At 62.7% G+C, this 26,252-nt stretch carries 26 protein-coding genes, 1 tRNA gene and 1 pseudogene; 5 read left to right on the top strand and 23 right to left on the bottom strand.

The window, feature by feature from the left end; translation table 11 throughout:
- Nucleotides 1-28: 28 nt before the first annotated feature.
- The 5 genes from tatC to AC0X69_RS00625 form a co-directional block, all read right to left on the bottom strand.
- Nucleotides 29-820 (bottom strand): twin-arginine translocase subunit TatC, encoded by a 792-nt coding sequence (gene tatC, locus AC0X69_RS00645; protein ID WP_482610324.1) that lies wholly within the window; start codon nt 818-820, stop codon nt 29-31.
- A complete protein-coding gene (locus tag AC0X69_RS00640) occupies nt 817-1,269 on the bottom strand; it encodes a Sec-independent protein translocase subunit TatA/TatB (protein WP_482610322.1) in 453 nt (150 codons plus the stop codon). Before AC0X69_RS00640 ends, tatC begins: the two co-directional genes overlap by 4 nt.
- A gap of 136 nt (nt 1,270-1,405) precedes the next feature.
- The gene (locus tag AC0X69_RS00635; RefSeq protein WP_482610320.1) at nt 1,406-1,642 is read right to left on the bottom strand and encodes a twin-arginine translocase TatA/TatE family subunit; all 237 of its coding nucleotides are present in this window, start codon (nt 1,640-1,642) and stop codon (nt 1,406-1,408) included.
- A 359-nt stretch (nt 1,643-2,001) separates the two neighbouring features.
- Nucleotides 2,002-2,748, bottom strand: coding sequence for an SMC-Scp complex subunit ScpB (scpB, locus tag AC0X69_RS00630; RefSeq protein ID WP_482610318.1), 747 nt, complete (start codon nt 2,746-2,748; stop codon nt 2,002-2,004).
- Nucleotides 2,749-2,772: 24 nt separating this feature from the next.
- The gene (locus AC0X69_RS00625; RefSeq protein ID WP_482610316.1) at nt 2,773-3,576 is read right to left on the bottom strand and encodes a segregation and condensation protein A; all 804 of its coding nucleotides are present in this window, start codon (nt 3,574-3,576) and stop codon (nt 2,773-2,775) included.
- Nucleotides 3,577-3,743: 167 nt separating this feature from the next.
- Between AC0X69_RS00625 and AC0X69_RS00620 the strand changes: the two genes are divergently transcribed.
- Both AC0X69_RS00620 and AC0X69_RS00615 read left to right on the top strand, forming a co-directional pair.
- The gene (locus AC0X69_RS00620; protein ID WP_482610314.1) at nt 3,744-4,037 is read left to right on the top strand and encodes a nucleotidyltransferase family protein; all 294 of its coding nucleotides are present in this window, start codon (nt 3,744-3,746) and stop codon (nt 4,035-4,037) included.
- The gene (locus AC0X69_RS00615) at nt 4,037-4,399 is read left to right on the top strand and encodes a HepT-like ribonuclease domain-containing protein (RefSeq protein ID WP_482610312.1); all 363 of its coding nucleotides are present in this window, start codon (nt 4,037-4,039) and stop codon (nt 4,397-4,399) included. The genes AC0X69_RS00620 and AC0X69_RS00615 overlap by 1 nt, the downstream gene beginning before the upstream one ends.
- A gap of 17 nt (nt 4,400-4,416) precedes the next feature.
- On the opposite strand, the gene nagZ is transcribed toward AC0X69_RS00615, so the two are convergent.
- From nagZ to AC0X69_RS00590, 5 genes are all read right to left on the bottom strand, one after another.
- Entirely contained in the window at nt 4,417-5,421 is a 1,005-nt protein-coding gene (nagZ, locus tag AC0X69_RS00610; protein WP_482610310.1) for a beta-N-acetylhexosaminidase, read from the bottom strand.
- Between the two features lie 9 nt (nt 5,422-5,430).
- Nucleotides 5,431-6,753 (bottom strand): SPOR domain-containing protein, encoded by a 1,323-nt coding sequence (locus tag AC0X69_RS00605; protein WP_482610308.1) that lies wholly within the window; start codon nt 6,751-6,753, stop codon nt 5,431-5,433.
- Between the two features lie 90 nt (nt 6,754-6,843).
- Complete coding sequence (argS, locus tag AC0X69_RS00600; protein ID WP_482610306.1) at nt 6,844-8,625, bottom strand: arginine--tRNA ligase; 1,782 nt, start codon at nt 8,623-8,625, stop codon at nt 6,844-6,846.
- A gap of 62 nt (nt 8,626-8,687) precedes the next feature.
- Complete coding sequence (locus AC0X69_RS00595; protein WP_482610304.1) at nt 8,688-9,155, bottom strand: hypothetical protein; 468 nt, start codon at nt 9,153-9,155, stop codon at nt 8,688-8,690.
- Nucleotides 9,152-10,411 carry a deoxyguanosinetriphosphate triphosphohydrolase gene (locus AC0X69_RS00590; RefSeq protein ID WP_482610302.1) on the bottom strand — a complete coding sequence of 420 codons (1,260 nt, stop codon included), beginning with the start codon at nt 10,409-10,411 and terminating at the stop codon, nt 9,152-9,154. Before AC0X69_RS00590 ends, AC0X69_RS00595 begins: the two co-directional genes overlap by 4 nt.
- Nucleotides 10,412-10,592: 181 nt before the next feature.
- On the opposite strand from AC0X69_RS00590, the gene AC0X69_RS00585 reads away from it, so the two are divergent.
- From AC0X69_RS00585 to AC0X69_RS00575, 3 genes are all read left to right on the top strand, one after another.
- Nucleotides 10,593-10,931, top strand: coding sequence for a HesB/IscA family protein (locus tag AC0X69_RS00585; RefSeq protein WP_482610300.1), 339 nt, complete (start codon nt 10,593-10,595; stop codon nt 10,929-10,931).
- Nucleotides 10,932-11,028: 97 nt separating this feature from the next.
- Complete coding sequence (locus AC0X69_RS00580) at nt 11,029-11,937, top strand: sugar kinase (RefSeq protein ID WP_482610298.1); 909 nt, start codon at nt 11,029-11,031, stop codon at nt 11,935-11,937.
- Between the two features lie 143 nt (nt 11,938-12,080).
- A tRNA-Asn gene (locus AC0X69_RS00575) sits at nt 12,081-12,156 on the top strand.
- On the opposite strand, the gene AC0X69_RS00570 is transcribed toward AC0X69_RS00575, so the two are convergent.
- The 13 genes and pseudogenes from AC0X69_RS00570 to AC0X69_RS00510 form a co-directional block, all read right to left on the bottom strand.
- Nucleotides 12,142-13,716, bottom strand: a complete 1,575-nt coding sequence (locus tag AC0X69_RS00570) for a recombinase family protein (RefSeq protein ID WP_482610296.1) — start codon at nt 13,714-13,716, stop codon at nt 12,142-12,144. The genes AC0X69_RS00575 and AC0X69_RS00570 overlap by 15 nt on opposite strands.
- A gap of 140 nt (nt 13,717-13,856) precedes the next feature.
- On the bottom strand, nt 13,857-14,813 hold the full coding sequence (locus AC0X69_RS00565) for a lipase family protein (protein WP_482610294.1): 957 nt from the start codon (nt 14,811-14,813) through the stop codon (nt 13,857-13,859).
- A gap of 33 nt (nt 14,814-14,846) precedes the next feature.
- Entirely contained in the window at nt 14,847-16,577 is a 1,731-nt protein-coding gene (locus AC0X69_RS00560) for a restriction endonuclease subunit S (RefSeq protein WP_482610292.1), read from the bottom strand.
- Nucleotides 16,574-18,028: an N-6 DNA methylase gene (locus tag AC0X69_RS00555; protein ID WP_482610290.1), complete on the bottom strand. Its 1,455-nt coding sequence runs from the start codon at nt 18,026-18,028 to the stop codon at nt 16,574-16,576. The genes AC0X69_RS00560 and AC0X69_RS00555 overlap by 4 nt, the downstream gene beginning before the upstream one ends.
- Nucleotides 18,029-18,039: 11 nt before the next feature.
- Nucleotides 18,040-18,762, bottom strand: coding sequence for a hypothetical protein (locus AC0X69_RS00550; protein WP_482610288.1), 723 nt, complete (start codon nt 18,760-18,762; stop codon nt 18,040-18,042).
- On the bottom strand, nt 18,759-19,172 hold the full coding sequence (locus AC0X69_RS00545) for a hypothetical protein (RefSeq protein ID WP_482610286.1): 414 nt from the start codon (nt 19,170-19,172) through the stop codon (nt 18,759-18,761). The genes AC0X69_RS00550 and AC0X69_RS00545 overlap by 4 nt, the downstream gene beginning before the upstream one ends.
- Nucleotides 19,169-21,622, bottom strand: coding sequence for an EcoAI/FtnUII family type I restriction enzme subunit R (gene hsdR / locus AC0X69_RS00540; RefSeq protein ID WP_482610280.1), 2,454 nt, complete (start codon nt 21,620-21,622; stop codon nt 19,169-19,171). The genes AC0X69_RS00545 and hsdR overlap by 4 nt, the downstream gene beginning before the upstream one ends.
- A 207-nt stretch (nt 21,623-21,829) precedes the next feature.
- Nucleotides 21,830-22,009 (bottom strand): annotated as a pseudogene (locus AC0X69_RS00535) (HGGxSTG domain-containing protein); the annotation flags it as partial.
- Nucleotides 21,945-22,628, bottom strand: a complete 684-nt coding sequence (locus AC0X69_RS00530; RefSeq protein WP_482610278.1) for a hypothetical protein — start codon at nt 22,626-22,628, stop codon at nt 21,945-21,947. The pseudogene AC0X69_RS00535 and the gene AC0X69_RS00530, both read right to left, overlap by 65 nt.
- Nucleotides 22,625-23,131, bottom strand: a complete 507-nt coding sequence (locus tag AC0X69_RS00525; RefSeq protein ID WP_482610276.1) for a hypothetical protein — start codon at nt 23,129-23,131, stop codon at nt 22,625-22,627. The genes AC0X69_RS00530 and AC0X69_RS00525 overlap by 4 nt, the downstream gene beginning before the upstream one ends.
- On the bottom strand, nt 23,128-25,071 hold the full coding sequence (locus AC0X69_RS00520) for an AICE element replication initiation protein (protein ID WP_482610274.1): 1,944 nt from the start codon (nt 25,069-25,071) through the stop codon (nt 23,128-23,130). The genes AC0X69_RS00525 and AC0X69_RS00520 overlap by 4 nt, the downstream gene beginning before the upstream one ends.
- Complete coding sequence (locus AC0X69_RS00515) at nt 25,068-25,964, bottom strand: DUF7146 domain-containing protein (RefSeq protein WP_482610272.1); 897 nt, start codon at nt 25,962-25,964, stop codon at nt 25,068-25,070. The genes AC0X69_RS00520 and AC0X69_RS00515 overlap by 4 nt, the downstream gene beginning before the upstream one ends.
- The gene (locus tag AC0X69_RS00510; protein WP_482610270.1) at nt 25,954-26,196 is read right to left on the bottom strand and encodes a hypothetical protein; all 243 of its coding nucleotides are present in this window, start codon (nt 26,194-26,196) and stop codon (nt 25,954-25,956) included. The genes AC0X69_RS00515 and AC0X69_RS00510 overlap by 11 nt, the downstream gene beginning before the upstream one ends.
- Nucleotides 26,197-26,252: the final 56 nt, after the last annotated feature.

Genomic DNA, 26,252 nt, shown 5'->3' with positions numbered 1-26,252 from the left:
AAGCAGCGTCAAGCGGGCGAGATGTCGCCTAAGATCCGCCTGCCGCCGCTTGCGCCGCGGCGCGCTTCTTCTCGACCGCGCGCACGGCGTAGATCGACGCTTCGTAGAGCAGCATGCCAGGCAGCGCCAGCGCGAGCTGCGAGAAAACGTCCGGCGGCGTCAGCACCGCGGCGACGATGAAGACCAGCACGATTGCGTAGCGCCGCTTCTCTTTCAGGAAGTCCGACGTCACGATGCCGACCTGTCCGAGCAGCGTCAAAACCACCGGCAACTGGAACACGATGCCGAAGGCGAGCACCAGCGTCATGATCAGCGAAAGATATTCGGAGACGCGCGGCAGCAATTCGATCTGCGCCTTGCCCGGCTCATTCGCCTGCTGCATGCCCATGAAGAAGCGCAGCAGATTGGGCATCACCAGGAAGTAGACGACGAGCGCGCCAATCGCGAAAAAAATCGGCGTCGCGAAAAGATAGGGCCGAAAGGCCGCGCGCTCGTGCCGATAAAGTCCGGGCGCAACGAAGGCGTAGATCTGCGCAAACACGATCGGACAGGAGAGAAACGCCGCCGTGAACAGCGCGACCTTGATCTGCGTGAAGAAATATTCCTGCGGCGCCGTGTAGATGAGCCGCGCCTCGGCTCCCGCCACCTGCGTGTAGGGAATGACGAGGAGATTGTAGATGTCCTTGGCGAAGAAGAAGGACAGCACGAACATCGCGAGAAAGGCCAGCAGCGCCTTGATCAGACGCTCGCGCAATTCCATCAGATGTTCGATCAGCGGCGCCTTGCTGGCCTCGATTTCGGCTTCGTCGGCCTCGTTCATGCGCCAGCTTTCTTCGAAGAATCGGCCTGACCGGAAACCTCATCCTGAGGAGCGGCCGAAGGCCGCGTCTCGAAGGATGCGATTGGCGACTCCTCAACCTTCAAAACGTCGCTGCGCTCAGGATGAGGCGCTTCTGCGCGCGAAAGCGAGTCGCCCTTGATGGCGCCGGTAATCTGCTTGCGCGCCTCGGCCATCGGGTCGAAGGCGCCGTCGAGCTTCACGCTCTCTTTTACGGCGTTCTTCATCTCGCTGACCTCTTTGCGCAAATCGTCGAGCTCGGCCTCGCGCATGGCCTCCATGAACTGTCCCTGAAACTCGGCCGCCATGCGGCGCATCTTTCCGGTGAACTGACCCAGCGTGCGCAAGACGCGCGGCAGGTCCTTCGACGGAATCGCAATCAGGGCGACGATGGCGATGACGATGAGCTTACCGGGTTCGAAATCGAACATGTCATTCCCTGCTCTCGCCCCGCCCCAACCCTGCCCCGCTACGCGGGAGAGGGAGCAAGAGCCGCCTTTCGTCCCCAGGGTACGCTGCTCGCAAGGGTCCCTCTCCCGCGATAGCGGGGGAGAGACAGGGAGGGGGCTAAACCTTCTTGGTGTCGGCCTTGTCGCTCTCCAGAGCGCGGCGTTCGCTGGTCTGACCTTCCAACGTCTTTTTCGCATCGTCGGCGGCGACATCGTCTTCCGCCATGCCCTTCTTGAAGGCCTTGATACCCTTGGCGACGTCGCCCATCACATCGGAAATCTTGAACTTGCCGCCGAAGAGGATGAAGGCGACCGCGCCGACAATGATCCAGTGCCAGATCGACAGACCGCCCATAGCGCGCATCCTTCCGAAAGAGAAAACCGGGACTACCGGCGTTTGCCCGGAAACTATGCGCCCGCCGCCTCAAAAACAAGGACGCCCGGAGCAAATGGCTGCGCCTGGAGTCGTTCCGCGATCCGAAATGAGGGCGGTCTGGTGAACAACGATTTCAAGCGTCTGGCGGATATACCTCCCCCTCGCGGGGAGGTCGGCGGGCGCAGGCAAGTTTACGCAGCCTGCGTAAACTTGCTGCACGACCGCCGGGTGGGGGGCACCGCGCCGCTTGAGCGGAATTTACCCCACCCGGCCCCGCTTTGCGGGGCCACCCTCCCCGTAAGGGAGGGATGCGCAAACGGCCAGCATTCTCGGCTTGGTCAGAGCTCTCCGCTGTCTGGCTCCTCGGGCGCCTCGGGCTCGTCCGGAAACTCCATTTCGAGAAGTTCGGGCGCTTCGTCCTCGAGCGGGTCCTCGTCGTCGCGCAAGGCGGCGTCATCCGACGGCTGCGGCACCCCAAACCCTTTGGGCAGCCGTCCGTCGAACAGTCCGGCGCCCTTGAGTTCGTCGAGGCCTGGCAGGTCGCCGATCTGCTCAAGCCCGAAATGCATCAGAAAGGCGTCGGTCGTGCCATAGGTGATCGGCCGGCCCGGCGCCTTGCGACGCCCGCGCAGCCTGATCCAACCCGTGTCGAGCAGGACGTCCAGCGTGCCCTTGGAGATGGCGACCCCGCGTATCTCTTCGATTTCGGCGCGGGTTGCCGGCTGGTGATAGGCGATGATCGCGAGCGTCTCCAGCGCGGCGCGGGAAAGCTTCTTCTCTTCGACCTGCTCGCGCGCGAGGATCCAGTTAAGGTCCGCCGCGGTGCGGAAGAACCACTTCTTGCCCACGCGCGTGAGGTTGACGCCGCGTCCTGAATAATGAGCGCGCAGGCGCTCCAGGATGCGGTCGAGCTCCACGCCCTCTTCGAGACGGCGCGTCATTTCCGCTTCGTCGAGCGGTTCGGCGGAGGCGAAGAGCAGCGCTTCGATGATGCGCTCCGCTTCCCGCAGCCGAGCCTCCTGACGCGCAAGCTCCTCGTCGCTGTTCACGTCAAACAGTTCGATCTTTTCCGCCGCCTGCGCCACCGCGCGTCCTCCTATATTCCGGGGCTAAGACGCGCCCGCAGACTCTTCCGCTTCCTCCGGCGCGCGCCGCCGCACCCAGAGCGGCGCGAAGTGCCGGTCCTGTCGTATGTCGAAGCGTCCCTCCCGCACCATTTCGAGCGAGGCGGTGAAGGCCGACGCCCGCACGGTGCGCGCCGTCTGCATGTCGACACAGTAATGCAGCAGAAAATCGTCGAGCACGGTCCACTCGGTCGCGACGCCGACCAGCCGTTCAAGGGCCTCCCGCGCCTCGGCGAGGGACCAGACCGCGCGCTGCCGCAGCACGACCCGCGACGTGGCCGTCTTCTGCCGCTGACGGGCGTAGGCGGAAAGCAGATCGTAAAGGCTCGCCTGGAACTTGGGGTGAGAGATCGTCTCCACGCCTTCCGGGCCGCCGCGCAGAAACATGTCGCGGCCGAGCCTTGCGCGTTCCGTGAGCTTGTCGGCGGCGCGCCGAATGAGCTCCAGCCGGCGCAGGCGCTCGGCGAGCGCCGCGGCGAGATCGGACGCCGACGGCTCCTCGCCCTTCGGCGGCTCCGGCAGCAGCAGGCGAGACTTCAGGAAGGCGAGCCAGGCCGCCATCACCAGATAGTCGGCGGCGAGTTCAAGCCGAACGCGGCGCGCCGCCTCGATGAAGGCGAGATATTGCTCGGCGAGCGCGAGGATCGAAATGCGCGCGAGATCGACCTTCTGCCGGCGCGCGAGTTCGAGCAGCAGGTCGAGAGGGCCTTCGAACCCGTCCACGTCGACAAGGAAGGCGTCTTCGCGCTCGCGGGACTCGTCCAGCTCGAAGGTCAATTCCTGGGCCATTCTCGCTTCGGGTCTGTTTACGCTCACGAATCGGCGTCGCTGAGCATTTCGGGCGGAGATTGGCCCCTAACCCGGGCTATCGCAAGCGCGGCCGCCGCTCCGTCGGGGCCATCCACAGGAGAGAGCCTTACGTGGAGCATACAGCCCAAAGCTGATAAGGTGCGCATATGAAACGGGAAGACGCGATGGAGATACTGCGGACCCGCCAAGCAGATCTACAAGAGCTTGGCGTCAAGAGCTTGTATTTGTTTGGCTCCACTGCCCGAGACCGCGCGGGAGAGAATTCCGATGTCGACCTGTTTTTTGATTATGAAAAAGGCAACTTCGGCCTTTTCGAATTGATGGACGTAAAGGAGTTTGCAGCTCGAATTCTCGGCCGCCGTGTTGATATCATGACCCGCGATAGCCTGCATAAGCGGTTGAGGTCGCAGATAGAAGCAACCGCGCTTCGCATCTTTTGATGAACGCTCGCACCGCTGCTCTGCGTCTGAGGGACATAATCGAGGCGATCGAACGCATTCAAACTGTGCTAGCGGACGTGTCGCTTGAAACTTACGAGACGGATTGGCAACGTCAGTGGGTCGTTGAGCGCGGCATTGAAATCATTTCTGAGGCCAGCCGCCACCTCGCCGATGACATCAAATCGAAGTATCCTGAAATTCCGTGGAGAAAGGTTGCCGGCATCGGCAACGTGCTGCGCCATGATTATGAGAGCGTCGCCGCCCCTATCATATGGAAATTGGCGCAAGTAGACCTTTGCCTATTAGAGCAGGCCTGTCGCGACGCATTGCGCGTGCTGCACGACGGCGAGCCGAGCGAGTGAGGTCAACTGGCAAGACCTCACGCCACGGCGCGCATCGCCGCGTCAAACTCGCGCGTGGCCTCGGCTACATCGAAAGGCTCGATCCGCCGCACGCATTCGAGCGCCTTTTGGGCGCGCGCCAGCGCCTGACCTTCTAGCGGCGGCGCGCCTTCGGCGACCGGCCGCGCTTCCGCAAGATCTCCGTTGCAGTGCAGGACGATATCGCATCCGGCGCCGATCGCCCGCTCGGCGCGCTCGCGAAATCCGCCCGAAAGCGCCTTCATCGACAGATCGTCAGTCATCAGCAGGCCATCGAATCCGATCTGGCCGCGAATGACGTCGCCGATCACCGTCTTCGACAGCGTGCCGGGCGCCGCAGGATCGATCGCCGTGTAGACGACATGCGCGCTCATCGCCATCGGCAGATCGGCGTTGGCCTGAAACGGCGCGAAGTCGACCCTCTCCAGTTCTTCGCGGCTCGCGTCCACGACCGGCAGCTCCAGATGGCTGTCGGCGCGGGCGCGCCCGTGCCCGGGAACGTGCTTCATCACCGGCGCGACCCCGCCCGCCATCAGGCCTTCTGCCGCCGCGCGGCCGATCGCCGCGACGCGCGCCGGATCGCGGCTGTAGGCCCGATCGCCGATGATGCTGTGGGAGCCCTCCGCCGGCGCATCGAGCACCGGCAGGCAGTCGACGTCGACGCCGACTTCCCGAAGATCATGCGCGATCAGCCGGGCGCCGAGCCACGCGAGCCGCTCGGCCTGCGCGGCGCTGGAAGCGGCGATCTCAAACCGCGCGGCGGCCGGATAGGCGCGCCAGTGCGGCGGACCGAAGCGCTGCACGCGGCCGCCCTCCTGATCCACCAGAATGGGCGCATGCCGTCCGAGAACGTCGCGGATTTCCGTCGTCAGGCGCGAAACCTGCTCGGGGGCGTTGATGTTGCGACGAAACAGGATCACGCCCCAGGGCGCCGCCTCGCGCAGGAACGCGCGTTCGTCCGCCTCGAGCGTGAGACCTTTTAGTCCGCAGATGAAGGCGCGCATGTCGTCGCGTCAATTGCCCGCGACGAAGCAGGCGCCGCCGGTGGCTTTCACCTTGCTGCAGATCGCGTTCGCGGACTCCTTGCTCACGCCGGCGACGCGGACGCGGTAGACGGTCTTTTCGTTCACGGTGGCCATTTTGAACGTCGGCTTCAATCCGCCGAGCTGCGCGCGATATTTGCTGGCGATCGTCTTCAGCAGCGCGCGCGCGTCTTCTTCACTCTCCGCCGCACCGAACTGCACCGCGTAACCGCCCTTGCCTGCAGGGGCGGCGTCCACGTCGGACGCCGCGTCCGGCGCTTCTTCGGCCGAAGCCAGCTTGGGGGCGGCCTTGGGCTTGGCGATTCGCGGCGGCGTCGCCGTCGGCTTCGCCTGGCTGGGCGGCGTCGCTGTGGCCGCGCCGATCGCGCTGGCTGTTGCAGCCGCCGCCTGCTCCGCTGGGCGGCTCGCCATCGCCACCGCCGGCGGCAAAGCGCCCTCCTCCACCCGGCTGCCATCCGGCCGAACCGTGACGGTCTTCACCCTCTTCGGCGGGGCGATGGCGGGAGCAGCTTCATGTGGCAGATTAACGGGCCCGGCGCCGAGCTGCGCCACATTTGGCGCGACCGACGGGTCGACCGCCTGTTCCTGATTAGTGACGACCTGCTGAACAGGAGCCTGCTCCTTACGATCCAGGACGACGGCGGAGCTGGCGTCGGGAGCGCTGGCGTCGGCCTCAACGCTTGGCTTCACCTTCACCGGCCCTTCAGGCGCGACGATGGTCGCGATCTCGCGTGAGGCGTTTAAGCCGCTGCGATGCCAGAAGGCGAAGCCGATGCTCAGAACCGCGACGAGCGAGATCGCCACTACGGCGTGCCATGGCCGGAACCTGGACCGCCAGCCGCCGTAACGGTCCTCATAATGTTCGTCGGACTGGCCGTAATCGAGGTATTGCGCGTCGTCGCTCCAGCCGCTTTCTGCGCCATAATAGGCGGCATCATATGCCGTTCCCTGCTGCGGGTCGTAGCCCGGCGGCAGGTCGCGGTAGTCGGGATCCACCGGATAGGCCGGCTCCAGAGGCTGGTCCATCGAGGGCTGTGGATAATAGGGCGGCTCGGCCGCAACCGGCGGCGCCGCGTCATAAGATCCCCGCAGTTGCGCGGCCTCGGTATGTGCGTCGCGCGTTTCGGCGAGAATCCGGCCGTAGGGATCCGAAGCCTGGGCCTCCTCCCCATGAACCAGCCGCGCGAGTTCGCTCAGCGGATCTGCGGCTTGGGCGGGTCTTTGCGGGCCGCGCAGCCGCCGCTCGAACTCGCCAAGGTCGATCGCCGGGCCTCTAACGGATGTCTCGCGCATGATGCACCTCGTTCACCTGAATTCCTGTGGGGGCGCGAAAGCAAATCGGTAAGCGCGTCCTTCGCCTGGCCAGGGCCGCTCAAGCGTCGATTAGCGCATCTCGTCGGGGGCGCTCACGCCAAGCAGCCTCAAGCCTGACCCCAGGACGACCGTTAAAGAGCTAACCAACGCGATCCGAGCGATGGTCAAATCTCTCTCATCAGACTTAACAAAGCGTAATTGCGGCTGATCTTTGCCGCGATTCCAGTGCGAATGGAACACGCTCGCCAGTTCGTGCAGATAGAAGGCCACGCGGTGCGGCTCGTGCGCCGCAGCTGCAGCCTCGATCACGCGCGGATACTGCGCGAGGATTTTGGCCAACGCAAGTTCGCCCTCGTCCGCCAAAAGCGTGAAATCCGCTCCGGCCAAGCTTGAGGCCGAGAGGTCGAGGTCCGGAAATGCGGCGAGCGCCTGCCGCAGCGCCGACTTTCCGCGCGCGTGGGCGTATTGGACGTAAAAGACCGGGTTGTCCTTCGATTGTTCGATGACCTTGGCGAGATCGAAATCGAGCGGCGCGTCGTTCTTCCGGTAGAGCATCATGAAACGGACGGCGTCGACGCCGACCTCGTCCACGACTTCCCGCAGCGTGACGAAGTCGCCGGCGCGCTTCGACATTTTGACCGGTTCGCCGGCGCGCATCAGCTTGACGAGCTGACACAGCTTGACGTCGAGCGTCACGCGCTCGTCGGAAAGCGCGGCGACGGCCGCCGTCATCCGTTTCACATAGCCGCCGTGATCGGCGCCCCAGACGTCGACGAGCGTATCGAAGCCGCGGTCGATCTTGTCCTTGTGATAGGCGATGTCGGCCGCGAAATACGTCGGCGAGCCGTCGGATTTCTTCAGCGCGCGGTCGACGTCGTCGCCGAATTGCGTCGATCTGAACAGCGTCTGTTCGCGATCCTCCCAATCCTCCGGCAACTGGCCCTTGGGCGGCGGCAATCGGCCCTCATAGACAAGGTCTTTCGCCCGCAGCCACTCGATCGCGGCGTCGATCGCCGAAACTCCTTCCTTCGTCTTGTGCAGGGCGCGTTCGGAAAAGAACGTCTCATGCGTGATGTTCAAGGCGGCGAGATCGGCGCGGATCATCTCCATCATGGCGTCGATCGCGGCGTCGCGAACGATCGGCAGCCATTCGTTCTCGGCCTTGTCGAGCAGCGACTTGCCCTGCGCCTTGGCGAGCGCCTCGCCGACGGGTTTCAGATAGTCCCCGGGATAGAGCCCCTCGGGAATCGTGATCGTTTCGCCCAGGGCCTCGCGGTAGCGCAGATAGGCGGAGCGGGCCAAAACGTCGATCTGTGCGCCGGCGTCATTGATGTAATATTCGCGCGTCACCTCGCAGCCGGAGAAAGCGAGGAGATTCGCAAGCGCGTCGCCAAAAACGGCGCCCCGGCCATGGCCGACATGCATGGGCCCGGTCGGATTGGCCGAAACATATTCGACATTCACCTTGCCCTGCAGGGCGCCGTCGCGGCTCTTGGCCAACCGGCCGAAATTCTGCGGATCGTTGAGCGTCGCGCGCAGAACGTCCGCGAAAATCTGCGGCTTCAGGCGGATATTGATGAAGCCGGGGCCCGCGACTTCGGCGCTCGCGACATTCTCCGTCTCAGCAAGCGCGAAGCAAATCTCGACGGCGAGTTCGCGCGGAGAAGAAAAATGCGGCTTCGCCTCCTTGGCGAAGACCATGGCGGCGTTCGACGCGAGATCGCCGAGCGACGCGTCCTTCGGCGGCTCGACCACGAACCGCGCATGATCCAGGCGCGGCAGCCGGCCGTCGGCGGCGATGCGATCGAGTATGGCGGCGATGCGGGCGTGAAAGTCGTCGAAAATGTTCATGGAGGTCCGGACGCATAAGTTCGGCCGCCCGTTTAACAGTTTGGGCGAGGGAAATCACCCCGTCAGCCGTGACTTCCTATGACGGCGCCCAGTACGACGATCAGGCTTGCCGCGATGAGAAATTGGTGCAGCCTTTCAATCAGGACGAAAGTCCCATCGGGGTCGCGCGCCGCCTGTGCGTTGAACCAGCGATGCAGGAAAAGCGGTTCGGCGACAAACAGCATCAGCGTGAAGACGGCCCATACTGCAACCATCCCATGCATCCACCAGTAGCCCGCCGACTTGAAGCGATCCCACAAGTGTAGATCGGCAGTCATGTAAAGGCCGGTCACTCCTACGATCAGCGTTGTCGCTCTTGCCTGCCAGGCGAAACGCCGCTCGACCGAGTCGAAAAAGGCCAGTCGCTCCTGCGGCTTCTTGAAACTGCGGATCGCCGGCAGCAGCACCGTCGCGACAAAGGCGACGCCGCCAATCCAGAGCACAACGGCGCCGACATGCAGCGCACGGGCTAGCGTGACCTTGTCTGTCATACTCTCCTTGTATCTCCCGCGGCATCTTGTCCAAACACTCGTTTAACCTCGTTCAGCGCGTATCGGTCGGTCATGCCGGCGATATAGTCGGCCACGACCACGGCGCGATCCGCCCCTTCAAGCGCGATAGCCTGAGCCGCCCACTCCTCGGGCATCAGACCGGGGTTCTCGAAGAAAGCCGGAAACAGTCGCGAGATGGCGTCGCGCGCCCGTTCCCAGACGCCGGTGATCTTCTCATGCCGGTACATGTTGGCGAACAGAAAAGCCTTGATGTCGCGTTCGGCGTCGACCATGGCCGGCGAAAGGCCGACAAGCGTTTCGCCCGCCAGTCGCGCCTCATCGGCGCTCTTTGGCGCGACGCGCGCGATGCGTCGCAGCGACTCGCCGATGGCGTCTTCGACGAAGGCGGTGATCACCCGGCGCACGAGTTCGTGAATGACGCGATGGCGTTCGAGTCGCGGGTGCTCGTCCCGAACATGCGCCAGCACCCCTGCGATGAAGGGCGTTCGCGCGATGTCCTCGAGCGAAAACAGTTCGGCGCGCAGCCCGTCGTCGATGTCATGGCCGATATAGGCGATGTCGTCGGCCTGGGCCGCGGCCTGCGCCTCGACGCTAGCGAAGCTTGACAGGTTTAGCGGAAAGATCGCGTCGAACTGCGCGATGTAGCGCGACAGCGGACGGCGATGCGCGTCACCAGCCCTAGGCTCCTCACGATGAGGGAAGGGAGGCTCATCGCGTGCGCTGGGCAGCAGCGGCCCATTGTGCTTGACGATCCCTTCAAGCGTCTCCCAGGTCAGATCGAGACCGTCGTAGCGGGCGTAGCGGCGCTCGAGCAGCGTCACGACGCGCAGCGCCTGGGCGTTGTGATCGAAGCCGCCGTAAGGCGCCATGCAGGCTTCGAGCGCGCCCTCGCCCGCGTGGCCGAACGGCGTGTGGCCGAGATCATGCGCGAGCGCCACCGCCTCCGCGAGATCCTCGTCGACGCGCAAGGCGCGGGCGAGCGCGCGCGCGATCTGGCCGACTTCGATCGTGTGCGTCAGACGGGTGCGAAAATGATCGCCGTCGAGCGGCACGAAGACCTGCGTCTTATGCGCGAGCCGGCGGAAGGCGGTGCAATGAATGATTCGGTCGCGGTCGCGCTGGAAATCGCTGCGCGTCGGCGACGGCGGCTCGGCGTACAGCCGCCCGCGCGAACGCGCGGCGTCGCTGGCGTATGCCGCAAGAGGGCCGCGAACCGCCACATTGCGCTCCTTCATTGAAACGCCTCAGGTCTGGACCTATCTTGCGGCATGAAGCATATCGCTCAAAGCGCCGGCGAGGCGCAAAGCGCGCATATGCCGGAATTCGATTTTCGGGCGGATGATCTTCGATCGGGCGGCACGCTCGAGCCGAGCTGTAGCGCGCGGCGAACCGCGCAAGCAAGTGATGGAGAAACGGATGACCACGGCGCCAGGCGATATTGCGCTCACAGAACAGGCGGCGCGGCGCATTCACGCAATCCTCGCCAATGAAGCGCCGGGCGCGGTGTTTCGCGTTTCCGTGGAGGGCGGCGGCTGCTCCGGCTTTCAATATCACTTCGCGGTCGATCCTGCCCCGGGCGACGATGACGCCCTCCTGGAGGAAGCTGGCGCCCGCGTCGCCATCGATCCGGCGTCTCTCGGCTTTCTCGCCGGCGCCCGGATCGATTTCGTCGACGATCTGTTGGGACAGTCGTTCCGCGTCGAAAATCCCAACGCGGTCGCCTCCTGCGGGTGCGGCACGAGCTTCTCCATCTGACGCCGACGCGTCGGTCTGCGGACGCGCCGAGGCGCGGCCGCTCAGGGCATCCGCGGCGTCCGCCGCTCGACGCGATCGACATCTGGGAGTTTGAGCCTTGGACGCGCTCTTCATCGGCCACGCCTATATCGACATCACCATGCGCGCGGAGCGCATGCCGACCGGCGACCAGAAGACGGTGGCGCGCGATTATGCGGTAAGTTTCGGCGGCAACGCCGTCACCGCCGGCTTCGCCTGCGCCAAGCTCGGCCATCCTGTCGATGTCTTGACCACGGTCGCGCCCGATTGGCTCGGCCACATGTTCATGGACATGGCCCATACTTACGGGATCCACGTGCATCCGCGACGCGTGGCGCGCTCCTCCCTGTCCTTCGTCTGGCCGAACAACGGCAAGCGCGCCATCCTGCGCGCGCGCGACGACCATTATCTGCAGACTTTTCCGCGGCTCGACATGTCGGAGGCGCGACTCCTCCACCTCGATGGCCACATGGCCGACGCGGCGCTTCACTATGCGAAAGCGGCCAGGGCGCGCGGCGCTCTCGTTTCGCTCGACGGCGGCGCGCTGAGGCCCTGCATCGAGGAGTTGACCGGATATGTCGACGTCGCTGTCGTCGCCGAGAAGCTCTGCGAACAGATGTCGCTCTCCGAACTCGATATGCTGGGATGGCTGAAATCGAAGGGCTGTCGAATCGGCGGGGTGACGAGCGGCGAAAAAGGCATGCTGTGGTACGACGAGAGCGGAGAAATTTCGCAGATGCCGTCGCTCGCCGTGCCGCACGAGCTGATCGTCGACACTTCCGGCGCCGGCGACGTCTTCCACGGAGCCTATTGCGCCGCCTATCTCGAGCGGCCGGACGCACCCTGGCGGGAACACTTCGAATTCGCCCGCGCGGCCTCGGCGCACAAGATCCAGAATCTCGGCAATGAAGCTGGGTTGCCGTCGCCGGACGATGTGGCGGCGGCGCTCGCCGCCTTTGCGCCGGCGGACGCGCTGAGCCCCGTCTGAGCGCAAGTCTGCGAAAAATGTCGCAGCGGCCGTGGAAATCGCAGCCTCTAATCCGACATTTACGCACATCGCACCCGTGACGCCGGACGTGCGCACGGCGGGCTTGGCAAAACGCCGCCCGCCCTGTATAGGCGGGACCGCATTCCCCGATAGCTCAGCTGGTAGAGCACGCGACTGTTAATCGCTAGGTCGTAGGTTCGAGTCCTACTCGGGGAGCCAGTTTTCAAAAACGGGCGCAGAAGCGGTTACAGCGGCGTGTTCGCCTCTGGTCTCGATGACCGTTTCAGCAAGCATGTCAAATGGTTGGCGGAAGCTCGCAGCCACCTTGCCATCCTCCCAAGTGCAGTTCGATAGTAGGAAGTTCAGCAGGCGGCGTTTTTCGCGCGGTTCCTGCTTGGCGAACAGCCGTTGGGCGTTGCGGGCGAGGCCGAGAAGCGCGATTCCCTCGCCGAGATAGGATTTGTCGGCATTCCGGTGCCGTTCGATCTCGCGCTGGCAGCGGGCCTGCTCCTCGCGCCACTGGTTCGACATTCTTTCGAAGAACGCCGTGTCCACCAGTCCGTCGAGCTTATCGACATACATTGCGTGAATGCGATCGTTCAGCCGCTTCGCTTCGGCCTCAAGCCGCTTGATCGCTTCGTCATGCTCGCGGCGCTCGTCGGCATGGCTTGCATGAAGCGCATCGCGCACCCATTCCAGCACCTCGTCATCGAATCGCAACCGCCCGAGGAGTTCGGTGAACTGCGCTTCGAGCACTTCCTCGCGGACATACTTACGGCGGCAGTCGGCGGGCTTGCCCTGGAACTTATCCGCATAGCCGGTGCAATGGTAATAGACGTAGCGCTCCTTCTTGATCTCGCCGACCACGGCGCAGCCGCAGGCGTGACAGGCGATCAGGCCCGAGAAAGCGAAATCCCGCCTGCCCTTCTTCGCGCCGCGCGCGTTGCGCCCATCCATCACGTCCTGCACCCGTTCCCATAGCTCGGTGGGAACAATGGCCTCATAGCGGCCCTGATAGGTCTTGCCGTCCCAGTCGAAGCGCCCGGTATAGATGCGGTTGCGTAGGATGGTGGCGACGGTGCTTTTCGGGATTCGCCCGCCGCTTTTCTTGAAGACAAGGCCCGCCGCCCGCGCCTTCTTCGTCACCTCCTGCGTGGACAGGTCGCCCCACGCATACCATTCGAACATCTTGCGGATGATCGGCGCAGCGGCTTCATCGGGCACGATGATCTTGCGGCCATCCTCGCGCGTCATGTTGCGATAGCCGAGCGGCGCGTTCGACGGCCAGAAGCCCTGCGCCGCCTTCTCGGTCATGCCCTTGCGCGTTTCCTCCGACAGGTTGTCGATATAGTTCTTCGCCATCAGCACCTTGATGCCGTGCATGAACTTTTCCGAGGAGCGCGACTCGCGCGACAGCACCACGCCCTCTTTCGGGAAGTGCATTTCCAAGTTCAGTTCGTCGATTGTCACCCAATCCTTGAGGTTGCGATAGAGCCGGTCGGTCTTTTCGACCAGCATCACGCGGATGGACGGATGCGCCTTGAGATAGGCCACCATCTCGCCGAAGGCGGCGCGGCCCGTCTGCTTGGCGGTTTCGACATCAACATATTCTTGGACTACCGCGAAGCCGTTCGCCGCCGCGTATTCCCTGAGTAGCTTCATTTGCGCCGGGATCGAAAAGCCCTCCTTCTCCTGCTCCTTGGATGAAACGCGGGCATAGATCACCGACTGATTGCGGGCGGGGTCGGCGGCGGGTGATGGTTTCGAAGCTTTTCTCATGATGTTTAGTGTAAACTGAACACGCCTAAAATTGCAAATGGTGGCCGCCTTTCCTTTGCGCCCCTCGGTTCCCGCGATCAAGCGCGGCACGCCTAGTATCCAGCCCTCCACTCCACCGCGTTCTCGCAAGAATGCTATGCTTACATAGGAAAGTCGTAATCGGGACGCCAATGGCCTTCAATTCGAGGATGCTTTTTCGCTTCTTCGATTACTTCGAAACGGTAACGCTCCATGGCGTGGTTCTTTGGAAATTGGCTGATGGAGAGTCCGCCAAGCCATGACAGAAAGAAGTACATTTCACTACTGCCCGCCGATACGTAATCCGTTCCATTCGGGGCAAGCTTGTGCAGGTAATCTGAATAGCCGAATGCCTTTGGCGGACAGTGGGGTACTATATCGAGGCGTCTCTGGACCGCAAATGGCTGATGTTGACACAAGAATGTTTGTGCAGCGGATATCCGCGGCGATCCGAACGTGTAGCACGCGCTGATCGGTAACGGTAACGGCATTTGATTGATGATCGCAGCAATTGCGCCACCCAGCGAGTGCCCGGAGAGCCAAATCGTGCACTGGCCGCGATATCCACCGATGCGTTGGGCATATCGAGCGCCAAACCGCTCGCAAAGCCCTTCGGCCAGTTTGCGTGCTTCTCGCAAGAAGCCTCTGTGAAAACGCTCTCCATTAGCATCGCTCGCCTTAATGGCATTCAGGTTTATCAACCAGTCATAGGCAAATTGCGTTCCCCGGATGCCAATGAGGAAAAGGTCCCGAGCAGGGATAATGACCGCGACAAACGATTTGGTTTGCACAATCTCCACATCTTGAAAATCGACGCTGCGAAGGGCCTCAATGAAATCGAAGTCCTGTGCAGCAAGAAGTTCTTGAAAAACATGACACGGGACGACCTTTGCACGATTCTTCCGCTCTTTTTCGTCGGCTCCAATCGCGCAATAGGCCAAATGAGCGACGATGCTACAAGCTCCGCTCCGTATAATGTTGAAATTGTCGAAGTCCGCAGGCGCAACCGAATGATTGATGAGCAACCATAGCGGCGCAGCAACCTTCCGAACTTCCTCGCGGGACGCATCTCTATGCATGGTTCCCTCATCGATTATGGCAACGGCGCCGGTTTATTCCGCCGGCTCCATTTGGCGGGCGTCCACCGGCGCTAGGGCTTCGGCGAGGAGGGCGTCGAGAAGGCGGCGGCGGGTGGCGGCGGTGGCGGTGAGGCTCGCCTCCAGTCGGTCGCAGAGCGCCATCAGCGCATCGACCTTGCCGACGATGCGGTGTTGTTCGGCGAGCGGTGGGAGGGGAATGGTCAATGCGCCGAACTCGGTGAGGTTGACGTTCTTCAAACCAACTGCAGATCGAATTGGCCGTTCGATCTGGTCGCGAACGTCGGTCGAGTTCAGCGCCAGCCAGATGTATTCCGGCTTGATGTTCGCCAAGCTCAGCCGAAGGCGCACGAGGTAGCCAGCAAAAGCCATTCCATGTGCTGCAGGGGTTACAACAGCAGACCGTCCCACGATGTCGAGGCTACCATTCGACCGGATCATCAAGAGGTCGCCAGCGTTCAACGCCAAGTCGCGCATCTCGCCAGCGGTGAGTGGTCCGAACTTGATGTCATCGAGTGAGACGACTCCATCCGATACATTCGGAATACGCAATACCGGAACGCCGGGTGCCGCATACTCGCACTTGGTCGAAGTTCCATATCGCATCGACAGTGCAATCTCGTCGATGTTTGTCCAAAGCCAACCGACCGGCAAAGGCGTGTCTGACCGAAGGCTGGAAACATCGGCTTCGCCGTTTCGGCGGGCCTTCTTCAATGATTGAGCACCTGTCCGCTCCTTCGCGATCCGCTTCAGCAGTTCCGAAGCCGGTTCGTAGGTAGCATCCTGCGGCACGAGTTTGCCGCGCACGGCGAGGTTGAGGATGGTCTGGCGCAGGCGCTTGATCTGGTCGGGGCGCGTGGTGAGGGCGGGCAGCGCGTCGAGGGCGAAGCGGGCGTCGGCCTGAAATGTTTTGGGATCGGGCGCGTTGAGGCGGGCGAGGCTCGCCGCCGCCAGCCGGTCGCGCGTCGCTTCGCGGCCCGACCGCGCCGCCTCCAGCCGGTCGCACAGGCCCATCAGTTCATCGACCTTTGCGACGATGCGGTGCTGCTCGGCGAGCGGTGGGAGGGGAAAGGGCGCAACAATCGCGTCTGGCGTTCGAAGGCGCGGCATCTTAGTGCCGCGTCCCAATCTTTCGACATAGGCCACGAAGTCCGGGCGACGAAATGCGAGGGCGCAATATTCCGGGCATATCCGAAGAAACGGACGGATCGCGACGATCTCGGTTGTCGAGTAGCCGGGCTCATCGGCGACCACCACCTTGTTCAGATAGGGGCGCAGTTTGCCGTAAAGAATGTCACCTGGTTCAAACTCGGACTTCGTGCTTTGAGAGTCCCGATCGCTGACACGCAGCCGTGCGACAATCCTAGACGTGTCCTTCTCGATGTCCTCAAGCTCCAAAAGCCATCGCGATTGATCCAACTCCTTCGGATCGCGCTTTGTCCCGGCATCGTAGTCGAAGATTTCGCCGACACGCACCCAAACCCATGTCCTCGGCAATGTGTAAAGCGCTTCGGCATCTGTGATCGGCTCAAGCGTTGGCGGCTTTCTGATCTCGACGGCCTTCGCCACCCGCGCCTTTTCCTTCGCGATCCGCTTCAGCAGTTCCGACGCCGGTTCGTCGGTCGCATCCTGCGGCACCAGCTTGCCGCGCACGGCCAGATCGAGAATGAATCGGCGTAGCTGGGCAATCGCGTCGGGCGCGTCAGCGACCTTTTCATGGTGCGCCAGCAGGCGTTCGGCGTTCATCGGGCCAGCGCCTCGGCGAGGATCGCCTTCAGCTGGTCGCGATAGCCCACCGTCTCGGCTTCCGCGCGGGCCAAATCGGCCAGCAGCGTTTCCGGGTCGCCGTGATCGTCGGCGATGCTGTGCGGGTTCTTGATGTCGAGATTGTAGCCGCGCGCCTTCACCTCCTCGGCGGTGATGCGCCAGGCCTGCGGCGTCTCCTCGCGGCCTTTCCGCTCCTTGTCGCCCCACCAGTCGATGCAGGCTTGAAAATGCTCCAGCCGTATTGGCCTGTTCATCGAATAGGCTTTCTGGCCGTCCGGCACGCGGTGCTCGTAGAACCATGTCTCCTTCGTCGGCGTGCCCTTCTCGAAGAACAGCAGGTTCGTGCCGATCGAGGCATAGGGCTTGAACACCGAGTTCGGCAGGCGAACGATTGTGTGGAGGTTGCACTCCTCCATCAGATGTTCCTTCAGCCGCGTCTTGACGCCCTCGCCGAACAAGGTGCCATCGGGCAGCACCACGGCGGCGCGCCCGCCATCCTTCAATAGCCGCACGATCAGCGCGAGGAACAAATCCGCCGTCTCCTTGGTGCGGAAGGTGGGGAAGTTGTTCTCGATGCCGTCTTCCTCTTTTCCCCCAAAAGGAGGATTTGTGAGCACGATATCCACGCGCTCATCCTTGCTCCACGAAATCAGCGGCCGGGCCAATGTGTTGTCATGGCGCACGAAGCTCGGGTCCTCGATGCCGTGCAGGAGCATGTTGGTGACGCAGAGCATGTGGGGAAGCTGCTTCTTCTCCACCGCGCGAAGGGCGTATTGCAACGCCTGTTCCTGCTTCGGCGTCTTCACATAGCGCTCGCGCATGTGGCGAATGGAACAGGTGAGAAAGCCGCCCGTGCCGCAGGCGGGATCGAACAGGGTTTCGCCGGGATGCGGGTCGATCCTGTTCACCATGAAGGCGGTTACAGCGCGCGGCGTGTAGTATTCGCCCGCATTGCCCGCCGATTGCAGATCGGTGAGGATTTGCTCGTAAATGTCGCCGAAGTGCTGGCGTTCGGCGAGATTATTGAAATCGACCTGCGCAATCTTGTTGACCACTTGCCGCATGAGCTGGCCGGACTTCATATAATTATAGGCATCCTCGAACACATCGCGCACGACGCGGCGGCGATCGCCTGGTTTTCCGGTGAGTTGGAGACCTTTGAGCGCAGGAAACAATTCGCCGTTGATGAAAGAGGTGAGCGCCTCGCCGGTGATGCCCTCCGGGTCCGCTGCCCAACTGCGCCATTGGAAGCGCTCGGGGATCGGCGAGCGATAGCCGGTTTGTGTGATTTCGAGTTCCTGATCCTGATCGTCGATGATCTTGAGGAAGAACATCCAGCACAACTGGCTGATGCGCTGCGCATCGCCGTCGACGCCGGAATCCTGGCGCATGATGTCTTGGATCGATTTGACGAGAGTGCGGACGGACATGGGTTACTGCCTTAGAAGGGGATACTCGGATCAACGTTTTCTTGTTGAGGTGCAAAGAATGGACTGATTTTCTCAGTCCGAGCACGCATCAGTCTGTAGTCGTAGTTTTCGGCAATCATCACGTTGATGCCCCTCTTTTCATAAGCGCCGACTATCTGTGACGAATTCCCCGAGTAATGCCCAAGAACCACCAAAGCAGGTGGCAAGAATGAATTTTTAGCAGGGCCATTTTTCCTTTTCTTCAAGAACGATGGCATTATCTCATGAACTATTCCGATGAATTGAGCGAGAAGCATCGGATAAATTACTAGTTTTTTTGCCTCGACAAATGAAATTAGGTCCTTGTTGGCGGCGCAAATCCATTTTGTCTTCGTCTTTTTCGCCGGTATAGCTCCAGCCTTAACAATGCCAACGTCAACACAATAGACGCCTTCATCATGAGCGCCGCGCACCATTAGGTTCATGTGAATTTCGAACCTTACTTCTCCAGATACAATTTCGAATCTAGAGAAATTCCAAGGATAACCCCTTGTGCTCGTCTTGACCAAAAACGTGCCGGCGGGCGACTTCCCAGCGACCCTTATGTCAAAACCGAGAGACTTGAAATGCTCTGCCACGCCCGTAACAGCAGCAAGCTCAAGCAGCTTCGACTGGCTTGAGGCCACTGCTTTGAGCGCTTCTGGATGTCGTTTCAACACACGCCTGATAGCGCTTTCGACTTCGTCTATATTCATTCCTGATATGTCCGACGCAGGGCGTCCTTTGGGGATTCTTCCATCTTCTCTCGAAATGAACCGTTCGACGCTGCTTCCTCTAAGGCTGCCAACAGTTCGCGCATCTTCGAATAAGAATCCGATCCGCGTGAAAAATCCGAACCGCCGATTCGAATGCGTCCGACATCGCTGCGACTCAATATCTCGATGCTGTTTTCCAATGTCCAAAAGGTTGCTGTAACCAAGCTATATATTTTGCGAACGCCAGCCCAAAAAACGACCTTGTCGGCTCGATCTTGCTCGAAGGAGCGACCGAGTTCTGCGAAGACCTCGGGCATAACGCGTTCGACGCTCTCCGCGTAGCCAATAACCTGATCCCTAAGCACGGGCGGCAGTTCTGAAGCGAGGGACACGACACGCTTGAGGCTCATGATACTCTCGCCGAAGCATTGGGCAGGTCGTAGAGCGCATCCTGCAATTCATGGACGGCTTGTTCGAAGCCTTTCTTGCCGCCGAACGCATTGATGAGTTGCACGACGCTGCCCATCGCGCTGAAGGGTGCAATCTTCAGCACATTGGCGTCGTCGAGATTGAGCACGCCCTCGTCGCGATACTTTTCGAGCAGCGCGTCGAGAACGATGCGGGCTTGTGGCCCGTATTTCGTGAACACGTCGCGCTTCTTGACGTTCTCGGCCCGCTCACGGCGGGTGAGCGGTTTCTTGTCGAAGGCGATGTGGCAGATCAGATCGAAAGGATCGAGGTTCTTGCCGAGTTCATCCGCGATGGCGTCGAGCGCCAGGCCCTCGGCTTCCAGTTCCTCGATGATCGCCTGCTTGCGTTCCGCCGATTTCCAGCGCTTGAGGAAATCGTCGAGGCTCGCGAAGCGCTCCTTCAGCGCCGTCTTGGTGAAGTCGCGCAGGGATTCGGTGACGAGCTTGCCGTTCTCATCGAGATATTCGACGCGCTCGGCGAGGATGCGGGCGCCGACCCCATCGACATAAATCTTGCGGATCGGACCACCGGGCGGCAATGGCAGGCCCGGCTGATCGACCACGGTTTCGTCGTCGCCGGGTTTCGGCGGGATGGTATCGTCGCCCTGCGGCGCGTCGTCGGGCGGCGTGATCGGATCCCCTTCAGCGGGCGTGTAAATCTGTACCGGATCGCCATCGAAATCCGGGTCGGCGAAATGGCTGGTCGCGCCGCGAAAGTCGATCAGCGTGAAGAAGAACTTCTTGGTGTCTTCGTGGACGCGGGTGCCGCGCCCGACGATCTGCTTGAACTCGGTCATCGAGCCCACCGCGCGATCGAGCACGATCAGCCGGCAGGTCTGCGCATCGACGCCCGTCGAGAGGAGCCGCGAGGTCGTTACCAGCACCGGATATTTCGATTCCGGGTCGATGAAGTTGCCAAGCTGGTCCTGGCCTTCCTTGTCGCTGCCGGTGATGCGCATGACATAGCGCGCGTTTTCCGCCACCAGATCGGCGTTCTCATTGACGAGCGCCTGCCGCATCCGCGCCGCGTGCTCCTCATCGACACAGAACACGATGGTCTTCTGGAAGCGCTCGCCGCTTTCCTTGAGGAACTCGGTGATCTTTTTCGCGGTCAGCACCGTGCGATCGTCGAGCACGATGTGCCGGTCGAAATCCTTGGCGTTGTAGATGCGGTCTTCAACCTCGTTGCCGTCCCGGTCCAGCTGGCCGAGTTCCGGGCGATAGCCTTCCACGTCGCGATCGATATGGACCTTGATGACCTTGTAGGGCGCGAGGAAGCCGTCGCTAATCCCCTGCCGCAAGGAATAGGTGAAAACCGGCTCGCCGAAATAATAGGTGTTGGAAACATATTCGGTTTCCTTAGGCGTGGCGGTAAGGCCGATCTGCGTAGCGCCGGAAAAATGGTCGAGGATTTCGCGCCAGGCCGAATCTGCCGCAGCGCTTCCGCGATGGCACTCGTCAATAACGATCAGATCGAAGAAGCCGGGCGAAAACTCGCGGTACAGCTTCTGCCGATCTTCCGGCCCGGTGATTGCCTGATAGAGCCCGAGATAAATTTCGAAGGCGGTGTCGATGCGCCGCTTGTTATCGAGCGCCAAGGTCAGATCGACCGTGCTGCCGTCCTGCCGCTCAATGGTCTTGGCGTTAGTTGAAAGTTTCGCCATCGCCGCGCCGAAGGGGCGGAAATCGTTCACCATCGTCTGGTCGATCAGCACATTGCGGTCGGCGAGGAACAGGATGCGCTTCTTGCGGCCCGCCTTCCACAGCCGCCAGATAATCTGGAACGCCGTGTAGGTCTTGCCGGTGCCGGTCGCCATCACCAGCAGCACGCGGTCGCGGCCCTTGGCAATAGCCTCGATCGCGGCATTGACGGCGTTCACCTGATAATAGCGCGGGGCCTTGCCGCTGCCGTCGTCGAAATAATCCTGAAGGACAATCTGCTCGGCTTCCGCGTCGAGGCTCTTCCAGGCGCGATAGCGCGCCCACAGATCGGCCGGCGATGGGAAGGCATCGAGACCGAGATTCGTTTCGACCGGAACGCTTCGCCCGGTGCGGTCGTGGAAGACGAAGCCGTCGCCGTTGGAGGAAAATACGAAAGGGATATCCAGCGTTGCCGCGTACCCGAGGCCCTGCTGGATGCCGTGGCCGACGCTGTGATTGTTGTCCTTGGCCTCGATCAGCGCGATCGGGATATTCGGCTTGTAGTAGAGAACGAAATCGGCCTTCTTCGCCTTGCCGCGCGTCACCAGCTTGCCGCGCACGATGATCCGGCCCTTGGTGAAATAGACCTCCTCCCGAACCTGCACCATCTCGTCCCACCCGGCGCGCTTGACGGCCGGCAGGATGAACTTTGTGCAGATATCGCGTTCGGTGAGGCTGCGTTTATCCATCGTGCAAGGCGAATCCTTCAACTATTAAGGCAAAAAGCGGTATTGGCACGGCTTCGCCCAAATCGCACTGGGTGCGAACCCGCGAACCCAAGGTGCGAACGGGCTCGCATGTCTGCCGCTGGCGGAAGCCCGCGCTGCCCCCGCCCGCATACGCCAAGCGCTGGAAGAACCTAACCGGGCGCGCCTGAAATCGGAAGGCGGGCAGGTTCATTCCCCACCGTCCACCTCGTCGATAAAGCCCTTCATCTCGCGCAGCAGTTCCGCGAAGTGGCGGCGTTCTGCGATGTGTTCGGCGGTGTAACGGCCATGCTTAAAAGCGTGGTTATTGCCCTTCGACGCGCCCTTTGCTTTGCCGCCGTGCATGCGGCAGCGTCCGTTCGCCATTGCGGGCGACTGGCACGGCGTCCCGGCTCGGGTCCGGGCATGGCAACGCGGGCTCAGGTGCATGGGCAATCTGCTTTGCATGGGGTTGTTCCTCGAATTTGCTGGTGTCCCCACCCCCCGGTTGACCGGGCGGCGTGGCCACCATGCCGACCACCGCTTGCCCGCCCGCGTGGACGTGGACGTGCTCAACCGTGACCTTCTGCTGGCCCTTGCCGCGGTGGCGGTTGAGAGCTTCGAGCAGCGTGGTGTAGGTGCGAGAAAGCTTGTTGGCCTGGGCGAGGTTCTCGCGCCGGCCCTCGAAGGTTTGCTCGCCGATCATGGCGCGCCGGTAGCATTCCATCGCCGCGTTGTGTGCGGCAATCAGTTGCGCCGCCATCATGCCTTCCAGTTCGTCCTTCGGCCCGATGCCGATCAGCGCCGAGACGGTGGCGCTTAATTGCTTGTCTCGTTCTTCAGGGCTTGAGTTTTTTACCCAAAGCGCCTGCGCCGCCTGATTGGCAAGAATGTTGTTCCAGTGGTCCGATTGCGACCCCCCGATGACTTTCAGTCGGCCCTTGCGATCGTCTGGATCGTCGGCGACCACAGTTTTCGGCATGTTGGCGGCGGGCTTCTTGGCGCTCATGACGATGTCCTCATTTCGGGAATTTCAAATGCTGAAAGGGCAGTGACGGCTTCGGCCTTCCGGCTGGCGTGCCAGGCGGGCCAGCAGTGCGAATGCAACCAGGCGTGGCCGGTCGGTTCCGTTCCGAAGGGAAGCAACGGGTCGTGCCCGTGTTCGGCTTCACCGCAGCCAAGACAGCGACCGGGTGGCGAGCGCACCGGATTGAGGTTGAGCCATTCAGCGACACAACAGGCGAAGGCGCGGACCTCGGCTTGATCGCGTGGCAAACCGCCGTCGAACTCGGCAATTCCCGCCCGTTCATCGAAGAAGGCCCGCCAGTCTTCACCCGACCAGCCATCGCCGCCAGGGCGCAGCAGCGCGATCACCTGCGCCTTGTGGCTGGCGAACAGGTCGATCACCTCGGGCGGCGGCGCGGCGTCGGCGTCAAGGGTGAGGGCATCGCCGTCGATCCCGATCCGAACGCCAGCCGCCCGCGCGATCTTCAGGGCGTGAACAGCGCTCATAGCCGCGCCCTCCAGCCTGCGTTTTCAGGCGCGGAATGGGAAGGGTGAACTTCGTCCACACCGTCCGCATCGGTCTTATTGTGGGTTTTCAGCGGGTTGGCACGGACGGTTGCGCCGTTCTCAGCCCTCGAAGCGTCCGCTGGATCGCCGACCGTCCGCAGGTTTCGGGTTCCGAAGCCGTTGCCGATACTGGCTTTCATCGGATCGGCGGACGGCGCGGACGATGCGGACGGTCTTGCCCCTCGGGATTCTGGCGCGGCAGTCGTGATGCGGATCATCCGCGTCCGCGCCCTCCCTTCGCGCTCGAAGCCGATGTCGATGCCGACCTTGCGCAGGAACGTCGCGGCCCGGCGCAAGCGGCCCGCCAGCGCCCGTGGGCTATCGGGCCAGGTCTTCGACTTGGCGACGCGCGCCCCCGCCATTTCGGCGAGGGCGCCCAGAAGGTCCGAGGCGGTTCCCGTCCACTCCGTCCGCGTGGTCATCACGGCGCGCACGGCGGCGGCGATCGGATCGGCGTCGATCACGCCGTCCACCGCCTCGTCGCGGTTGCCGCAATAGGCCGACCAGAACGTGCCCGAGGGCCACAACGCGGTTTCGCAGGCCGTCACCCACAAGGCGAAATCCGCCATGCGCGGCAACTTATCGAGCTTCGTGCGCGGCAATTCAGCCAAGCCCTTCGCCACCGCGTCGAGCAGCACGCCGAGGATGCGCGGGCGCTCAAGCTCGAACGCCGCCCACAATTCCTGCTCTGGGCGGCGGCGCTCCTCGGGGATCGGTTCGAGCGTGAGGAACACGGCGCGATCGGCGAGGTCTGGCCGCGTGACGATATCCTCGATCCCGTTGAGGATCACCGGCCGGGCAGCGTCGAACAGCACTTCATCTTGATCGGAATAGAGTTGGCGCACCGCGAAGCCGCCGCCCGTGGCGAGGCGGCAAAGCGTGTCCGAAATCCAGGCGGGCAGGCCCGACACATTGTCGAAAGCGAGCACATGACCGTTGCTTGCGGCGATGAACAGGTCGCGATCCTCACGCGGCAAGGCCCGAAGCGGCGCGGTGTTCGGGTCGAGCAGCGCCCGCAGGATCGCCGAGAAGGTCGATTTCGCCGAACCCTGCTCGCCCGACAAGACGATCACCGGATAGGGACCGCGATTGCGAAGGCAGGCCAGCATCCAGGCGACCATCAGCACGAAATCGGCGTCGGTCTGCACATTGAGGAACGAGCGCAAGGTTTCGATCGAGCCGCCGCCCACCGGGATCGGCATCGGCTTCATGCCGGATGCGCGCCGGAAACGAACGGGGGGGTTGTAAACGATACGCCAGCCGGTGGCGTCGATCTCGATGGCGCGCCATGCCTCATCGCCGAGGTCGAGATAGAGCCGCCCGTCGAGCCCGCCGACGCGGATATGCACCTGCCGTTCCGGCGCATCGAAATGCGCTTTGGCCTCGATCACGTTCAGCGCCGATTGCAGGGCCTCGGAACTCGGCGCGCCGCCCGTCTCCTCGAAGAAGCGCCGCGCCAGCCAGCGACGGAAGCCCTTGGCACGGATCGGCCAGGTCTCGCGATGGCCGTTGATGTCGACGTCGGCATAGCCGCTACCGTCTGGCGCGTGGAACAAGGCGACGGATTGCGCGAGGTCGATCAGGATATCAGCTTGCGTCGGCCCGCGCCCGCCTGCATCGCCGTTTTCCTCGGCGATGGCGTCGTCAAGCGCCGTCACGCGGGCTCCGGCCTTCTTCAGTTGCGAACGCAGCGCCTCGAAGGCGGCGCGGTTGTCCTGTTTCAGCGCCGCGAGGGCTTCGAGGATATCAGGCTTGAACGGCGCGCCGGGATCACTTGCCGTCTGTTCGACCAGCCCGGCCAGCGGATCGGGGATAGCCTCAGCAGCTTCGATGGCATCGAGAACCAGGCATGCAGGTTCAAGCTTGGCGTCGGTGCTCATTCCGCGCCCTCCGTCAAAACGGGGTTGCGGGTGTTGAGTAGATCGTTGAAGTCCATGACGCATGGCGGGCGGGCGATCCGAACGGTTCGCCCTTCCCGTTGCCATCGCCTGGCGCAGTCCTGCGCCGCCGCTTCGCCCGGCGCGTCACCATCGGCGAGCACGATCACGTCGCGAAGGGCGCGTGGCAGATCGATCGACCGAAGGCCCGCAGTTGAAAGCGCCGCCCATGCCGGTTTGCCGGTGGCTTGCATCGCGGCAAGACAGGTCTCGATCCCTTCGCCGACCATCAGCACGTCGCCGGCTTCGCCCAGGCGAACTGCACCGCCACGACAAGGCCCGAGCATCATCTTCGCCGGATCGACCGGCGCCTTGCCGCTGCCGTCGCGGGCGAGGAAGGTGCGGTGAATGGCGATCGGCGCTCCGGTGGCGCCGTGCGTCACGAGCGCCACCATCGCCGGCCAGATGCCGCCCGAGGGATGTTTCAGGCCGGGATGGAAGTGCAAACTCGCTGGCGGCGAAATCGTGATTCCGCGCGAACGCAGATAGGTTTCGCCGGGCGAGCCCGCGATTCCTTGTGATGCCCGCCAGATCGAAAGAGCGGCCTCCGTGCGCGCCTTTGCGTCGGCATCGGGTTCGGCGGCAAGTTTTTTCTGGCGCTTGCGGGCAAAGCGATCAGCGCGGTTGCCGCTCGCATCCCAAAGACCGCGATCTGAAAGGGCGGCGATCACATCACGCTGGTTGCAACCGGCATGGCAGCGCACCAGCACTTTGCCATCCTTGCCCGCGCTGATCGAAAGGCTCGGGCTTGAATCGTCATGTGCCGGGCAGCGCGCCATCCATGTTGCGCCCGCGCGATGCCCGCCGAGGGCTTTGGCGATGGCTTCAGCGGTCATGGCGCACCTCGCCATCATTCGGTTCGACCGGTGCGGCGCAGTCATTCGCGGCGGCGAGCAGTTCGGCGCGCCGCCATTCGGCGAGCACGCCGAAAAAGCCGGTGACAGAGTGGAGGATTTGCCGCGCGTCCTCGTCAGTGAGGTTGCGACCCATGCGCGGCTGCCAGATTTGGCGGGTGCGGGCGATCTGCCGCCCCAATTCATTGTCGTTTGCAGCGTCGTGACGTTTCATCGAAGACCTCACGGGCGGTTCCGCCGCTCCGTGCTCCTGGCCTCCGGTCTCGGAAT

The sequence above is a fragment of the Methylocystis sp. Uni0008 genome (genome assembly GCF_056838045.1).
This window is presented reverse-complemented; position numbering and strand designations above follow the sequence as displayed.

Bases quoted from the DNA above. Each gene is read 5' to 3' on its own strand.
- tatC (WP_482610324.1), bottom strand. From the start codon at position 820: ATGAACGAGGCCGACGAAGCCGAAATCGAGGCCAGCAAGGCGCCGCTG.
- AC0X69_RS00640 (WP_482610322.1), bottom strand. From the start codon at position 1,269: ATGTTCGATTTCGAACCCGGTAAGCTCATCGTCATCGCCATCGTCGCC.
- AC0X69_RS00635 (WP_482610320.1), bottom strand. From the start codon at position 1,642: ATGGGCGGTCTGTCGATCTGGCACTGGATCATTGTCGGCGCGGTCGCC.
- AC0X69_RS00625 (WP_482610316.1), bottom strand. From the start codon at position 3,576: ATGGCCCAGGAATTGACCTTCGAGCTGGACGAGTCCCGCGAGCGCGAA.
- AC0X69_RS00620 (WP_482610314.1), top strand. From the start codon at position 3,744: ATGAAACGGGAAGACGCGATGGAGATACTGCGGACCCGCCAAGCAGAT.
- AC0X69_RS00615 (WP_482610312.1), top strand. From the start codon at position 4,037: ATGAACGCTCGCACCGCTGCTCTGCGTCTGAGGGACATAATCGAGGCG.
- nagZ (WP_482610310.1), bottom strand. From the start codon at position 5,421: ATGCGCGCCTTCATCTGCGGACTAAAAGGTCTCACGCTCGAGGCGGAC.
- AC0X69_RS00605 (WP_482610308.1), bottom strand. From the start codon at position 6,753: ATGCGCGAGACATCCGTTAGAGGCCCGGCGATCGACCTTGGCGAGTTC.
- argS (WP_482610306.1), bottom strand. From the start codon at position 8,625: ATGAACATTTTCGACGACTTTCACGCCCGCATCGCCGCCATACTCGAT.
- AC0X69_RS00595 (WP_482610304.1), bottom strand. From the start codon at position 9,155: ATGACAGACAAGGTCACGCTAGCCCGTGCGCTGCATGTCGGCGCCGTT.
- AC0X69_RS00590 (WP_482610302.1), bottom strand. From the start codon at position 10,411: ATGAAGGAGCGCAATGTGGCGGTTCGCGGCCCTCTTGCGGCATACGCC.
- AC0X69_RS00585 (WP_482610300.1), top strand. From the start codon at position 10,593: ATGACCACGGCGCCAGGCGATATTGCGCTCACAGAACAGGCGGCGCGG.
- AC0X69_RS00570 (WP_482610296.1), bottom strand. From the start codon at position 13,716: ATGAGAAAAGCTTCGAAACCATCACCCGCCGCCGACCCCGCCCGCAAT.
- AC0X69_RS00565 (WP_482610294.1), bottom strand. From the start codon at position 14,813: ATGCATAGAGATGCGTCCCGCGAGGAAGTTCGGAAGGTTGCTGCGCCG.
- AC0X69_RS00560 (WP_482610292.1), bottom strand. From the start codon at position 16,577: ATGAACGCCGAACGCCTGCTGGCGCACCATGAAAAGGTCGCTGACGCG.
- AC0X69_RS00555 (WP_482610290.1), bottom strand. From the start codon at position 18,028: ATGTCCGTCCGCACTCTCGTCAAATCGATCCAAGACATCATGCGCCAG.
- AC0X69_RS00550 (WP_482610288.1), bottom strand. From the start codon at position 18,762: ATGAATATAGACGAAGTCGAAAGCGCTATCAGGCGTGTGTTGAAACGA.
- AC0X69_RS00545 (WP_482610286.1), bottom strand. From the start codon at position 19,172: ATGAGCCTCAAGCGTGTCGTGTCCCTCGCTTCAGAACTGCCGCCCGTG.
- hsdR (WP_482610280.1), bottom strand. From the start codon at position 21,622: ATGGATAAACGCAGCCTCACCGAACGCGATATCTGCACAAAGTTCATC.
- AC0X69_RS00530 (WP_482610278.1), bottom strand. From the start codon at position 22,628: ATGAGCGCCAAGAAGCCCGCCGCCAACATGCCGAAAACTGTGGTCGCC.
- AC0X69_RS00525 (WP_482610276.1), bottom strand. From the start codon at position 23,131: ATGAGCGCTGTTCACGCCCTGAAGATCGCGCGGGCGGCTGGCGTTCGG.
- AC0X69_RS00520 (WP_482610274.1), bottom strand. From the start codon at position 25,071: ATGAGCACCGACGCCAAGCTTGAACCTGCATGCCTGGTTCTCGATGCC.
- AC0X69_RS00515 (WP_482610272.1), bottom strand. From the start codon at position 25,964: ATGACCGCTGAAGCCATCGCCAAAGCCCTCGGCGGGCATCGCGCGGGC.
- AC0X69_RS00510 (WP_482610270.1), bottom strand. From the start codon at position 26,196: ATGAAACGTCACGACGCTGCAAACGACAATGAATTGGGGCGGCAGATC.